We start from the raw sequence: 11474 nt of genomic DNA on the forward strand, positions 1-11474 counted from the left end.
AAACTGTTGGTAGGACAATACGACACCAGGAGATCGGAGCCGCCTACTCGTTAGGCCGCTCCGTTATTGCGCGAGGGGGTTCCCCCATGGGCCGCGGCCGGGCTAAGGCAAAGCAGACCAAGGTTGCTCGAGAACTCAAATACAGTTCTCCGCAGACCGACTTCCAGCGGCTTCAGCAAGAGCTGTCCGGAACGGGTTCGGACGAATCCGACGAACTGGACAGCGACGGCTCCGACGAATCCTGGGACGACCAGGACAGCTGGCGTCGCTGAAACCAACGCCCCGGCGCCGATGCGTAGTGCACCGGCGCCGCGTTAGTTTGACCGGGGCCCGAGTCCTAGAATCTCGGGTGCTGACCGACCATGTTGGCCCGCGGACCCTCTTTTCCGCCCTTGCCGACGGTGCCCAGCACCCAGCAGTCCAAGTGCCGTGCGGTCAGGATGGCCAACGCGCGGTCGGTGTCTTCGGGAGCCACGACGGCGATCATGCCGACGCCCATGTTGAACGTCTTCTCCATCTCCTCGCGGGTCACCCGGCCGCGCTGGGCGATCATGGCGAACACCGGCGCGGGCGTCCAGGTGCCGCGGTCCATCTCGGCGACCAGACCATGCGGGATGACGCGCTCCAGATTGCCGGCCAGCCCACCGCCGGTGACGTGGCAGAAGGTGCGGACGTGGGTTTCGGCCGCGAGCGCCAGGCAGTCCTTGGCGTAGATACGGGTGGGTTCGAGCAGTTCTTCACCCAGGGTGCGGCCGAATTCCTCCACATAGCCCTCGAGGTTCATCCGGTCGATCTCGAGTAGCACCGTGCGCGCCAGCGAATACCCGTTGGAATGCAGACCGGACGAACCCATCGCGATGATGACGTCACCGGGTTTGACCCGGTCCTGGCCCAGCACGTCGTCGGCCTCGACCACACCGATTCCGGTGGCCGAGATGTCGTAGTGGTCAGGTTCCATCAGACCCGGGTGTTCGGCCGTCTCGCCGCCCAACAGCGCGCAGCCGGCCCGCACACACCCCTCGGCGATGCCACTGACGATGGCACTCAGGCGTTCCGGCACCGTGCGGCCCACCGCGATGTAGTCCTGCAGGAACAGCGGCTCGGCGCCACACACCACCAGGTCGTCGACCACCATCGCGACTAGGTCCAACCCGACGGTGTCGTGCTTGTCCATCGCCTGAGCTACCGCCAGCTTGGTGCCGACGCCATCCGTGGACGCCGCGAGCAGTGGCTCGCGGTACTCGCCGCGTAGCGCGAACAAGCCGGCGAATCCGCCCAGGCCGCCCAGAACCTCGGGTCGCGTAGCTTTTGTCGCCAGCGGCTTGAACAATTCGACGGCGCGATCGCCGGCTTCAATGTCCACCCCGGCCGACGCATAGGTGATGCCCTGACCGCCTTGGTGGCGTCCGGGGCTCTTTCCGGGATCCGTCATCGCGATAAAGGCTACCGGGCGGCGCTGACGGCCGGGATCAAACGTCGGCGATGGGACGCAACCGAGTTCCCTCAGTGCACGACCGGCACTTCGTCGGCCGCGAGATCGTCGAGGCCGGCGCCGCGGGCCGCATTGGCGAGCATGTGCTCGATGACGTTCTTGCCCAACGCGGTTTCCCCGGGCAGTTCGATCGGATACTGGCCGTCGAAGCAGGCGGTGCACAGCCGCGATGCCGGTTGCTCGGAGGCCGCGACCAGGCCGCGCAGCGAGATGTAGCCCAGCGAGTCGGCGCCGATGGCATGCCGCACCGCCTCGAGCATCTCCTTCTTGTCTTCGACCGCGTTGGCGATCAGTTCTGCTGGCGACGGGAAGTCGATGCCGTAGAAGCAGGGCCATTTGACCGGGGGCGAGGCGATCCGCACGTGCACTTCGACGGCGCCGGCCTCGCGCAGCATCCGCAGCAGTGCGCGTTGGGTGTTGCCGCGCACGATCGAGTCGTCGACGACGATGAGTCGCTTACCCCGGATCACCTCGCGAAGTGGGTTGAGCTTCAGCCGGATACCGAGCTGGCGGATGGTCTGCGACGGCTGGATGAAGGTGCGCCCGACGTAGGCGTTCTTCATCAGGCCCTGGCCATAGGGAATGCCGGACTCCTGCGCGTATCCGACAGCTGCGGGCGTGCCCGACTCCGGCACACCGATGACCAGGTCGGCATCAACGGGACGCTCACGGGCCAGCCGGCGACCGATCTCCACCCGGGTTGCGTGGACCGACCGGCCGGCGATCGTGCTGTCCGGTCGTGCCAGGTAGACGTACTCGAAGACGCAGCCCTTGGGGGTGGGATTGGCGAAGCGCGTGGAGCGGACGCCGTCGGCGTCGATCGCCAGCAATTCACCCGGTTCGATGTCGCGCACGAACGACGCGCCGACGATGTCGAGGGCCGCCGTTTCGGAGGCCACCACCCAGCCGCGGTCGAGCCGTCCGAGCGAAAGTGGCCGCACCCCATGCGGATCGCGGCACGCGTAGAGGGTGTTCTCGTCCATGAAGGTCAGGCAGAACGCGCCGCGCACGGTCGGCAGCAGATCCAACGCCGCCTGCTCCAGGGTGGCGTCCGCCGCGCCGTGGGCCAGCAGCGCGCCCAAGATGTCGGAGTCCGTCGTCGCCGGCGCCGGGGCGCGCCTGGCGATCAGCCCCTCGTCGCGGGCGCGGGCGGCGAGCTCGGCGGTGTTGACCAGGTTGCCGTTGTGCCCCAACGCAACCCCGGTGCCGGCCGCGGTGTTGCGGAACACCGGCTGCGCGTTTTCCCACGTCGTGTCACCCGTGGTCGAGTAGCGGCAGTGTCCGATGGCGACGTGACCGGGCATGGCGGCCAGCGTCTGCTCATCGAACACCTGACTGACCAGGCCCAGGTCTTTGAAGACCAGTACCTGGGATCCGTCGGCGACCGCGATGCCCGCGGCTTCCTGGCCGCGATGCTGTAGCGCGTACAAGCCGTAATAGGTGAGTTTGGCGACGTCCTCGCCTGGGGCCCAGACCCCGAATACACCGCATTCTTCACGGGGTGCGTTGAAGTCCTCTTCGGGTTCTTGGACGGTCACGATTAGGCAGCTCCCCGGGGAACGGTTGGTGACGTAACGGAGTCTACGGGCACCGTGGCCGGGCCGACGAATCCGCCGGGCGTGTTGAGCGACGAATTCCCACGACAAATACCTAAACCTGCAGTTCAGGGTTATGTTCAGCCGAAATCGAACAGGGGCAGGCAGTGTCCAATCTCACCGGCTCGCGAGCCGGAGAGGCGCAGCGCACCGGTGGGCTGCGCCTCGGCGAACGCCAGCTTTCCGGTGGCCAGCAGCAGCCAGGTCCGCGGGTCGGTTTCGACCACGTTGGGCGGCGTGCCCCGGGTGTGCGTGGGCCCCGCGATGCACTGCACTGCGACGAACGGCGGGATGCGCAGCTCCACGCTTCGCCCGGGTGCCGCCGCGGCAAGGGTGCGGGCGGTGAGGCGCACGGCCGTCGCCAATTCGTCGCGGCTGGGCGCCGGAGTGGATTCGTCACCCAACCATTGCGCTACGGCCAACACGGCCTGCCGGGTCTTGGCCGGATCGGCCTTGTCACGCGGCGCCATACCCTAGGGTCTCAAAACCATGGAGCCCCGTCGCTTGCAGGCGCGGCCACCGCATAAGGTCGCCGGCCTGGTGACGATCGTGGTCACGGGGTTGATCGGGCTGCTCCTGTACTGGCAATTCCGCGGCGACCTCACACCGAGCACGCAGTTGACGATGGTGGCCCCACGGGCGGGGCTGGTGATGGACCCCGGGTCCAAGGTGACCTACAACGGGGTTCAGATCGGCCGGGTGTCGAGCATTTCGGAGATCATTCATGGCGGCAAACCGGCCGCGAAAGTGGTGCTGGATATCACCCCGAAGTACGTCCAGCGGATTCCGGCCAACGTGGCGGCCGCCATCAAGGCGACGACGGTGTTCGGCAACAAGTACGTTGCGCTCAGCACACCGGACCCTCCTGCGGCGCAGGCGATCACGCCGTCCATCGTGATCGATGCGACGTCGGTGACGACTGAGTTCAACACGGTGTTCGAGACGGTCATCTCGATCGCCGAGAAGGTCGATCCGGTCAAGGTGAACCTGACGCTCAGTGCGGCCGCGCAGGCGTTGACCGGATTGGGCGAGAAGTTCGGCACGTCGCTGATCAATGGCAACGCCATCCTCGACGACGTGAACCCCCGGATGCCGGCTCTGCGCACCGATATTCAGCGTTTGACGGCCCTCGGCGACACCTACGCGCACGCCTCCCCCGATCTGTGGGATGCGCTGGACCATGCGGTGACCGCCGCGCGCACCCTCAACCACCAGCAACGCGATCTGGATGCGGCGCTGCAGGCGGCCGCCGGATTGGGAAACGCCGGCGCGGATGTTTTCGGCCGCGCCGGTCCGTACTTCGCGCGCGGTGCCGCCGATCTGGTTCCCAGCAGCCAGCTGCTCGACGAGTACAGCCCCGAAATCTATTGCACCATCCACAATTTCGACGAAGTCGCACCCAGGATCCACAACGCGCTGGGCGATAACGGGTACTCGCTGGGCGCCCATGCCTCGGGCGCTATCGCCGGTGCGCCCAATCCGTACATCTGGCCGGAAAACCTGCCCCGAACCAACGCCCGCGGCGGACCGGGCGGGCGAGCGGGCTGTTGGCAGAAGATCACCCGGGAACTGTGGCCCGCCCCGTTCCTGGTCATGGACACCGGCGCGAGCATGGCTCCGTACAACCACTTCGAACTCGGTTCGCCCCTCGCGGTCGATTTCGTGTGGGGCCGCGAGCTGGGTGATTACACCATCAATCCCTGACGGCGCCTGGGCGGTTCGGCGACCGCGCAGCCAGCAGGGCGATGGCCCCGGCCTCGTTGATGGCCAGGTGCGCCAGCATGGGTGCGGCGAGGCTGCCGGAACGGTCGGCCAGCCAGCCAAACAGCCAGCCGCCGATTCCGGTGACCAGCACGGTGGCCGCCACGGGCTCACCGGTCGCACGCGCGTCGGGGATGTGCGAGAGGCCAAAGGCGGTGGCTTGCAGCAACCTTCCGCCGCGTCTACCCAACGCCGCGGAGCCGACGGTGGCCAGCGCCCCGCGGAAGGCGGACTCCTCGGACCAGACGGTGCCCACGGGTATCCGCACCAGCAGCCAGTCCGGCACCGTCGCGGGCGGTTCTCGGACGGCCATCGATTGGCGCACCGGCGGGAGCAGGGTTGTCGCGGCCACCGTGCTCGCCGCCGTGAACGCGGCCGCTGACCCCAGCCGCAGCCCGGCCCGCAAGCGGGGCGGACCCAGGCCCAGCGGGGCCCGCGTCACCAATACCAGCGCGCCGCCCACGCCGGCCTGCAGCACTGTCCGCCACGAGGCCGGCAAGCGCGGGCTGACGAAGCTCCAGCCGACCAGCACGGCGGCCAAAGACAAGGCGCCAATTCGACGAAAATACCCGGCAGACATCAGGATTCGCTGCGGGCACTCATCCGAAGAGCCGTGGCAGCACCGCCGCGGAAGTCTCGCGCAGTTCGGCCAGGGGAACCGTGAACAGTCCCTGGACCTCCACCTCGTCGGAGGCCTGGTCGACGACGCCGATGCGCACCGCCGGCAGTCCCCGCGCCTCGCACATCGAACGGAACCGGCTCTCCTCGGTGCGCGGCACCGCCACCAGCACGCGGCCCGCCGACTCGGAGAACAACGTCACGAACGGATCGGCGCCCTCGGGAAGCACGATGCGACAACCGGTTTCACCCGCGAGGGCGGCTTCGACGACAGCCTGCGCCAAGCCGCCTTCGGACAGGTCGTGCGCCGCGGACACCAGGCCGTCGCGCGACGCCGAGCGCAACACCTCGGCCAGTAGCTTCTCGCGGTCCAGGTCGACCTTGGGCGGCAGCCCACCCAGATGGTCGGCGGTCACCTGCGCCCACACCGAGCCGTCGAACTCGTCGCGCGTATCGCCAAGCAGCATCAGGGTTTCGCCCGGCTCGGTGCCCAGGCCGGTGGGGATGCGCCGGCCGACGTCGTCGATGACGCCGAGCACCCCGACCACCGGGGTGGGCAGGATCGCCGTCGACCCGGTTTGGTTGTAGAAGCTGACGTTGCCGCCCGTTACCGGAATCCCCAGGGCCGCACAGCCTTCGGCCAGGCCCCGCACCGCCTGCGAGAACTGCCACATCACCCCGGGGTCTTCGGGCGAACCGAAGTTCAGGCAGTTGGTCACCGCGACCGGGGTGGCGCCGGTGACGGCGACGTTGCGGTAGGCCTCGGCCAGAGCGAGTTGGGCGCCGGCGTAGGGATCCAGTTTGGTGTAGCGGCCGGACGCGTCGGTCGACAGGGCGATGCCGCGGCCGGTGGTCTCGTCGACGCGCAGCACCCCGCCATCGGCGTGCTCGGCCAGCACGGTGTTGCCGCGCACGTAGCGGTCGTACTGCTCGGTGATGAACGCGCGGCTGCACAGGTGCGGGCTACCCAGCAGGGCAAGCAAAGTGGCGCGCAGTTCCTCGCCGGTGGCGGGGCGCGGCAGCCGGGTTGAACTGTCGGCGTTCAGGGCGTCCTGCGTGTCGGGGCGAGCGACCGGACGCTGGTAGACAGGGCCCTCGTGGGCGACGGTGCGCGGCGGCACGTCGACGACAGTCTGTCCGTGCCAGGTGATCCGCAGCCTGTCGCCGTCGGTGACCTCGCCGATCACGGTGGCCAGCACGTCCCACTTGCGGCACACCGCCAGGAAGGCGTCGACGTTCTCCGGGGTGACCACCGCGCACATCCGCTCCTGGGATTCGCTGCAGAGGATCTCCGCGGGGGTCATCTGGGTGGTGCGCAGCGGCACGGTCTCGAGCTGGATCGCCATGCCGCCGTCGCCGGCTGACGCCAATTCCGATGTGGCACACGATAATCCGGCGCCACCCAGGTCCTGTATGCCGACCACCAGGTGACCGGCGTACAGCTCGAGGCAGCACTCGATGAGCACCTTCTCCATGAACGGGTCGCCGACCTGAACCGAGGGCAGCTTCTTGCGGGAGTTCTGGGCGTCGAAGGTGTCCGAAGCCAGCACCGACACGCCGCCGATGCCGTCCAGCCCGGTGCGGGCTCCGAACAGGATGATCTTGTTGCCGGCCCCCGAGGCGAACGCCAGATGCAGGTCCTCCTGCCGCAACACACCGACGCACATGGCGTTCACCAACGGGTTGCCGGCGTAGCAGGCATCGAAGACGGTTTCGCCGCCGATGTTGGGCAAGCCCAACGAGTTGCCGTAGCCGCCGATGCCACGCACCACGCCGTCGACCACGCGACGAGTGTCCGGCGCGTCGGCGGCGCCGAAACGAAGCTGGTCCATCACCGCGACAGGGCGCGCGCCCATCGCCATGATGTCGCGGACGATCCCGCCGACGCCGGTGGCCGCACCCTGGTACGGCTCGACATAGGACGGGTGGTTGTGGGACTCGACTTTGAAGGTGACCGCCCAGCCGTCGCCGATGTCGACAACGCCGGCGTTCTCGCCGATGCCGGCCAGCATGCCGGCCCGCATCTCGTCGGTGGTGGTCTCCCCGAAATAGCGCAGGTGCACCTTGGACGACTTGTAGGAGCAGTGCTCGCTCCACATCACCGAGTACATCGCCAGCTCGGTGTCGGTGGGCCGGCGGCCCAGGATCTCGCGAATCCGCTGGTATTCGTCGTCTTTGAGGCCCAGCTCGGCGAACGGTTGCGGCTCGTCGGGAGCGGCGACGGCGTGCTCGACGGTGTCGATCGCGTGGGTGCGCGCACTCGTCCCGGAGACAGTCACGCCAGACAGTCTAGGGCTGGGCGGCTTGCAGGCGCTTTCGCCGCCCTATCGCTTCAATTAGGCGTGACCCATCGCCGCTGAGTAGGTCTGTGCTTTGACTAGGGCTACTGCCGCACTACGCAGAACACGTTGCCCTCGGGGTCGGCCAGCACCACCCAGCGGAAGCTGTCGCCGAACTGGTGCCGGCCGACCTCGGTTGCTCCGGCCGCCGTCAGCCGGGACACCTCGGCGTCGACGTCGGCCGCACTCAAATCGAGGTGCACGCGGTTCTTTCCGGGCGTCGGGTCGGGCACCTTCTGGAATCCGAGCCGCAGCCCTTGCGAGAAGGTCACCGCGGTGAACTCGTCAGCCAGCACCTCGTGCGTCGTCCCGTCGAACTGCTCGGCCCACCAGCTGGCCAGTTTCGCCGGGTTGCTGCAGTCGAAGGTCAACATCTCCACGTTGAGCGCCATACCGGCAGACCTTATGCCGCTAGTCGGCGGAAAGGAACGCTTGCATCGCGGCCGAGTAGACGGCTACGTCGTGCGCGCCCATCAACTCGCGCGCGGAGTGCATCGCCAGTTGGGCCGCGCCGACGTCGACGGTGGGGATGCCCGTCCGCGCGGAGGTGAACGGTCCGATCGTCGATCCGCACGGCAGGTCGGCCCGGTGTTCGTAGCGCTGCAATGCCACCCCGGCCTGCTCGCAGGCCAGCGCGAACGCCGCGGCGGTGCGGCCGTCGGTGGCGTAGCGCAGGTTCGGGTGCACCTTGAGCACCGGTCCGGCGTTGACCGCGATCGGGTGGCCGGGCTCATGCCGCTCGGGGTAGTTGGGGTGGGTGGCGTGCGCCATGTCGGCCGAGACCAGCAACGAGGCCGGCAGCCGGCGCAGGTAGTCCTCGCGACTACCGCCCGCCGCCAGCACAATTCGCTCCAGCACGGTACCCAGCAGGTCGGATTGCGCCCCGTGATCCGACGACGACCCGACCTCCTCGTGATCGAAGAGCACCAACACCGGCAGATAGGCCGCGGCCTCTTCCACGGCCAGCAGCGCCTCCAGCCCCGCATAACAACTGGCCTGGTTATCCAGCCGAGGCGCACTGAGCAGGCCGGCGTCCGCGCCGAACACCGTCGAAGGCGTCAGGTCGTGAGTCATCAGGTCGGCGGCCAGCACGTCGGTTGCCGCCACTCCGGCACGATCGGCGACGTAATCGACGAATGACCGCGCCGTCTCGCCGACACCCCACACCGCATTGACATGTCGCTGCGGGTCCAGCGTCAGCGACTTACGGTCCTCGGCCAGATGGATGGCCAGCTGCGGCACCCGCAGGATCGGCTCGTCGATCCGCACCAGCCGGTGCGCGATTCCCCCGCCTGCGTCGTCCGCTCGCACCGACAGGCGCCCACTGATTCCCAGATCGCGGTCCAGCCACGAGTTGAGCCAGGCGCCCCCATAGGGTTCCAGCGCCACCACGCGCCAGCCGGCGACCACCCGGTCGGGATGCTGCTTGACCCTGAGGTTGGGACTATCGGTATGCGCCCCGACGATTCGGAACGGTCCGTCGGCGCCTTCCGAATTCCAGGCGACCAGCGAACCCGCCCGCACCGTGAAGTAACGCCCCGGCGCGGACGGCCACCGTTTAGCCTCGTCCAGTTCGGTGTACCCGGCAGCGATCAACCGAGCGGCCACGGTGGCGCAAACATGAAATGGCGACGGAGAGGCGTCGATGAAATCGCAGAGTCCATGCGCGCTCGCTGAGGACTTCGCCTGGTTTCGAGGCCCGCCGGACATGGTGAACATCATGGCTGTCCGCAGTCATGCAGTTCACGCTGGGTTCGATTGCGCGCTCCCTACTCGCGCCACTTCCGGCGCTCGCCGTCGCCACGCTAGGGTCACCAACGTGCCCACCGTCCAGCCGCAACCGATCCTCGCGCCGTTGACGCCCGCAGCGATCTTCCTGGTGGTCACCATCGACGACGGCGGAGAGGCGAGGGTGCACGACGCGCTGCCGGACATCCCCGGGCTGGTGCGCGCGATCGGTTTTCGCGAACCGCAGAAACGGTTGTCGGCGATCGCCTCGATCGGCTCCGACGCCTGGGATCGCTTGTTCTCCGGACCGCGCCCCGCAGAACTGCATCGGTTCACCGAGCTGAACGGTCCGCGGCACAGCGCCCCCGCCACGCCCGGGGACCTTTTGTTCCACATCAGGGCCGAGAGTTTGGACGTCTGCTTCGAGTTGGCCGACCGGATCCTCAAATCGATGGCCGGCGCGGTCACCGTGGTCGACGAGGTGCATGGCTTCCGTTACTTCGACAACCGCGACCTGCTCGGATTCGTTGACGGCACCGAGAACCCGGACGGCGCGCTGGCCACCAGTGCCACCGCGGTCGGCGACGAGGACCCCGACTTCGCCGGCTCTTGCTATGTGCACGCGCAGAAGTACGTGCACGACATGTCGTCGTGGAATTCGATCTCGGTCACCGAGCAGGAGCGGGTGATCGGCCGCACCAAGCTCGACGACATCGAGCTCGACGACGACGTCAAGCCGGGCAACGCCCACATTGCTCTCAACGTGATCACCGACGACGACGGCACCGAACTGAAAATCGTACGGCACAACATGCCGTTCGGTGAGCTCGGCAAGAGCGAATACGGCACGTACTTCATCGGCTATTCGCGTACGCCGCAAGTCACCGAACAGATGCTGCGCAACATGTTCCTCGGCGATCCCCCGGGCAACACCGACCGCATCCTCGACTTCTCCACGGCCATCACCGGCGGATTGTTCTTCTCCCCCACCCTGGACTTTCTCGATGACCCACCGCCCCTGCCCGCAACACCCGCTGCGGAAACGCCTGTGGCACACAACGGCTCACTCTCGATCGGCAGCCTGAAAGGAACCTTTTCATGAACAACCTCTACCGCGACCTGGCCCCGGTAACCGAAGCTGCCTGGAACGAAATCGAAACGGAGGCGACCCGGACCTTCAAACGCCACATCGCCGGGCGCCGGGTCGTCGACGTCAGCGAGCCCGGCGGAGCGGTCACCGCCGCAGTGAGCACCGGCCGGCTCGCAAACGTTGCGTCACCCACCGACGGCGTGGAGGCCCACCTACGGGAGGCTAAACCCCTTGTCCGGCTGCGGGTTCCGTTCACCCTGTCGCGTTACGAGATCGACAACGTCGAGCGCGGCGCCAACGACTCCGACTGGGACCCCGTCAAGGAGGCCGCGAAAAAGTTGGCGTTCGTGGAAGACCGGACCATCTTCGAGGGCTACGCCGCGGCGTCGATCGAGGGCATTCGCTCGGCCAGCTCGAACAAGACGCTGACTCTGCCGGCCGATCCCAGCGAGATTCCCGACGTCATCACCCAGGCGATCTCCGAACTCCGGCTGGCAGGTGTCGACGGCCCCTATTCAGTGTTGCTGTCCGCCGACGTCTATACGAGGGTCAGCGAAACGACCGAACATGGATATCCGATCCTTGAACACATCGACCGGCTGGTTCCCGGCGACATCATCTGGGCGCCGGCCATCGACGGCGCTTTCGTGCTGACCACCCGCGGCGGCGACTTCGATCTGCAGCTCGGAACCGACGTGTCGATCGGCTATACCAGCCATGACGCGGACAGTGTGCAGCTGTATCTGCAGGAGACGCTGACTTTCCTGTGCTACACCGCGGAGGCGTCCGTCCCGCTGAGCCCGTAGGAATAAACGCCGACGGGTTTTCGCTAGAGATCGAGCACCACGTCG

At 67.5% G+C, this 11474-nt stretch carries 11 protein-coding genes; 4 read left to right on the plus strand and 7 right to left on the minus strand.

Going from position 1 to position 11474, the window contains the following annotated elements; all coding sequences use genetic code 11:
* Positions 1 to 86: 86 nt before the first annotated feature.
* On the plus strand, positions 87 to 272 hold the full coding sequence (locus tag VFW69_RS15665) for a DUF3073 family protein (protein WP_526502421.1): 186 nt from the start codon (positions 87 to 89) through the stop codon (positions 270 to 272).
* A gap of 65 nt (positions 273 to 337) precedes the next feature.
* On the opposite strand, the gene purM is transcribed toward VFW69_RS15665, so the two are convergent.
* The 3 genes from purM to VFW69_RS15680 form a co-directional block, all read right to left on the minus strand.
* Positions 338 to 1432 carry a phosphoribosylformylglycinamidine cyclo-ligase gene (gene purM / locus VFW69_RS15670; RefSeq protein ID WP_526502422.1) on the minus strand — a complete coding sequence of 365 codons (1095 nt, stop codon included), beginning with the start codon at positions 1430 to 1432 and terminating at the stop codon, positions 338 to 340.
* Positions 1433 to 1503: 71 nt separating this feature from the next.
* Positions 1504 to 3030: an amidophosphoribosyltransferase gene (gene purF / locus VFW69_RS15675; RefSeq protein WP_526502423.1), complete on the minus strand. Its 1527-nt coding sequence runs from the start codon at positions 3028 to 3030 to the stop codon at positions 1504 to 1506.
* 137 nt (positions 3031 to 3167) lie between these two features.
* Entirely contained in the window at positions 3168 to 3557 is a 390-nt protein-coding gene (locus tag VFW69_RS15680; RefSeq protein WP_526502424.1) for a sterol carrier family protein, read from the minus strand.
* A gap of 19 nt (positions 3558 to 3576) precedes the next feature.
* On the opposite strand from VFW69_RS15680, the gene VFW69_RS15685 reads away from it, so the two are divergent.
* Entirely contained in the window at positions 3577 to 4791 is a 1215-nt protein-coding gene (locus VFW69_RS15685; RefSeq protein WP_526502425.1) for an MCE family protein, read from the plus strand.
* Here the strand turns inward: VFW69_RS15685 and VFW69_RS15690 are convergent.
* The 4 genes from VFW69_RS15690 to VFW69_RS15705 form a co-directional block, all read right to left on the minus strand.
* Positions 4781 to 5428, minus strand: coding sequence for an Rv0804 family intramembrane glutamic endopeptidase (locus VFW69_RS15690; RefSeq protein WP_526502426.1), 648 nt, complete (start codon positions 5426 to 5428; stop codon positions 4781 to 4783). The two genes, VFW69_RS15685 and VFW69_RS15690, sit on opposite strands and share 11 nt — an antisense overlap.
* Positions 5429 to 5447: 19 nt before the next feature.
* Positions 5448 to 7745: a phosphoribosylformylglycinamidine synthase subunit PurL gene (gene purL / locus VFW69_RS15695; RefSeq protein WP_526502427.1), complete on the minus strand. Its 2298-nt coding sequence runs from the start codon at positions 7743 to 7745 to the stop codon at positions 5448 to 5450.
* Positions 7746 to 7849: 104 nt separating this feature from the next.
* Positions 7850 to 8197, minus strand: a complete 348-nt coding sequence (locus VFW69_RS15700; RefSeq protein WP_526502428.1) for a VOC family protein — start codon at positions 8195 to 8197, stop codon at positions 7850 to 7852.
* A 19-nt stretch (positions 8198 to 8216) separates the two neighbouring features.
* Complete coding sequence (locus tag VFW69_RS15705; RefSeq protein WP_526502433.1) at positions 8217 to 9524, minus strand: M18 family aminopeptidase; 1308 nt, start codon at positions 9522 to 9524, stop codon at positions 8217 to 8219.
* Between the two features lie 100 nt (positions 9525 to 9624).
* On the opposite strand from VFW69_RS15705, the gene VFW69_RS15710 reads away from it, so the two are divergent.
* Both VFW69_RS15710 and VFW69_RS15715 read left to right on the plus strand, forming a co-directional pair.
* Positions 9625 to 10635: a Dyp-type peroxidase gene (locus tag VFW69_RS15710; RefSeq protein WP_526502429.1), complete on the plus strand. Its 1011-nt coding sequence runs from the start codon at positions 9625 to 9627 to the stop codon at positions 10633 to 10635.
* Positions 10632 to 11429 (plus strand): family 1 encapsulin nanocompartment shell protein, encoded by a 798-nt coding sequence (locus tag VFW69_RS15715; RefSeq protein ID WP_526502430.1) that lies wholly within the window; start codon positions 10632 to 10634, stop codon positions 11427 to 11429. The genes VFW69_RS15710 and VFW69_RS15715 overlap by 4 nt, the downstream gene beginning before the upstream one ends.
* Positions 11430 to 11474: the final 45 nt, after the last annotated feature.

Source organism: Mycobacterium sp., from assembly GCF_036273375.1.
Lineage (GTDB): Bacteria > Actinomycetota > Actinomycetes > Mycobacteriales > Mycobacteriaceae > Mycobacterium.